Origin of the sequence: Devosia sp., assembly GCF_030689745.1 — a bacterium.
Classification (GTDB): domain Bacteria; phylum Pseudomonadota; class Alphaproteobacteria; order Rhizobiales; family Devosiaceae; genus Devosia; species Devosia alba.
Map to the genome: position 1 here is coordinate 1 of NZ_JAUYGL010000046.1, position 2,063 is coordinate 2,063.

Sequence of the window (2,063 nt, forward strand, 5' to 3'; positions counted from 1 at the left end):
AAGGCACTCGGATCATCCACGGCCATGCCGTCGACCGACAGGATCACATCGCCCGAGGCAAAGCCGGCACGCGCGGCCGGACCGCCGGGCGCCACCTCGGTGATCAGCGCCCCATGCGGCGCCGCCATGCCCAGGCTGGCAGCAATATCGGCATTGACTGCCTGCAGCTTGGCGCCGAACCAGGGCCGCACGATCTGCCCGCCATTGACCCCGGCTTCGGCCACCAGCCTGGCCATATTGGCGGGAATGGCAAATCCGATCCCCACCGAGCCGCCGCTCTGCGAATATATCGCGGTATTGATGCCCACCAGATGGCCGTCCATGTCGACCAGGGCACCGCCCGAATTGCCCGGGTTGATCGCGGCATCGGTCTGGATGAAGAACTCATAGTCCGAACGCTCGACGCCGGTTCGGGCCAGGGCAGAGACAATGCCACTGGTCACCGTCTGGCCGACGCCAAACGGATTGCCGATGGCCAGCACCAGATCGCCGACTTCCAGACTGTCGGAGTTGGCAAAGGTGATGGCCGCAAACGCCGCATCGCCCGGCTCGCGCACGCGCAGCACGGCCAGATCGGTCTGCGCATCCTCGATCACCACGTCGACGGCAAATTCGCGGCCATCCGAGAGCGCAATGCGCACATCGGTCGCCCCTTCGATGACGTGGCGATTGGTCAGGATCACCCCACCGGCCTCGACAATGACCCCCGAGCCGAGCGACCTGGACTCGCGCGGCCGGCTTTGAAACTGGCCCTCGCCAAAAAAGCGCGAGAAGAACGGATCACTGGCAAAGGGCGACACCGCCTGCTGCTCGATGCGCGTGGCATAGACGTTGACCACCGACGGCGTAACCGCCTTGACCACCGGCGCAAAGCTCAGCTTGATCGCGCCATCGCTGCCCGGAACTGTTCGGGTCGTCGGGACCTGCGGCGCCATTTCGAGCTGGGCCAGCCGGCCCTGGGCAATACTGGGCGCATTCCACGGCGAAAAAGCCAGCGTGCCCCCGACCGCCAGCACTGCCAGTGCCCCGCCAGCCAGTATCAGTCTACGCATCGACATCAAGCCAACCTCCAGCCATAGTATGCAAACTCCCGCGTTCACGGGCGCCCCAGAGAGGCAAACGCCCGGAATCAGGCATGAAAATGACGTCACGCCAGTGACGCATTTTCCGGCCAAATAACTGATTGCGTGAGGGGGCACGCGGCCCTATATGCAGCGCTCGTTTTCCAGCATCCCCCCAGCCCCGAAAGGCCAGTCGTCCATGACCACCGAGCCGAACCACGTTTACCCGAACACTTCCGCGCTGATCGCGGCCGAAGCGCCCGATTTTCCGGCTTTCCTGTTCTCCGAACGTGAGCTGCACAAGGCCACCAAGGTCTTCAAGAAGGGCTTTGACGGACTACTGACCTACGCGGTCAAGTGCAACCCATCGCCGCACATCATCGCCCAACTGCATCGTGAAGGTCTCAAGGCGTTCGACGTCGCCTCCAACACCGAGATGGAACTGGTGCGCGAGCACGCCCCCGGCGCGGTGATGCATTACAACAACCCGATCAAGAACAAGCGCGAAATTGCCCGCGCCTATGAAGAGTTCGGCGTCCGCTCCTTCACCATCGACCATCCCCAGCAGCTTGATCAGCTCGCCGCTGTGGTGTCGCCATCGCGCGATGTGGAAGTGACCACCCGGTTCAAGGCCGGCAAGGCGCTGAAATCCTACGACTTCGGCATCAAGTTCGGCGTCATGCAGGATGGCGCTGCCGAAATCGTCAGCCTCGTTGATCAGATGGGCTATACGCCTTCGCTCTGCTTCCACGTCGGCAGCCAGTGCGAAGACGCCTATGCCTATGAGCGCCACATCGCGGCAGCCGCCAAGATTGCAGAGGAAGGTGGCATCGAGCTCAAGCGCCTCAATATCGGCGGCGGCTATCCGGCCCCCTACCCGACCAGCGAAGCGCCGCCGATGGATTATTACTTCGAACCCATCAGCACCGCGGTGAACGATCATTTCGGCGAAAAGCGCAAGCCCGAGCTGATCATCGAGCCCGGCCGGGCCCTCGTGACCTC

General features: G+C 63.2%; 1 protein-coding gene and 1 pseudogene. One reads left to right on the top strand and one right to left on the bottom strand.

What is annotated here, in order from left to right:
• On the bottom strand, positions 1-935 hold a 935-nt coding region (locus Q8O80_RS03985; RefSeq protein WP_305577176.1), incomplete at its 3' end, for a trypsin-like peptidase domain-containing protein.
• Positions 936-1,260: 325 nt separating this feature from the next.
• On the opposite strand from Q8O80_RS03985, the pseudogene Q8O80_RS03990 reads away from it, so the two are divergent.
• A pseudogene (locus Q8O80_RS03990) lies at positions 1,261-2,063 on the top strand (hypothetical protein); the annotation flags it as partial.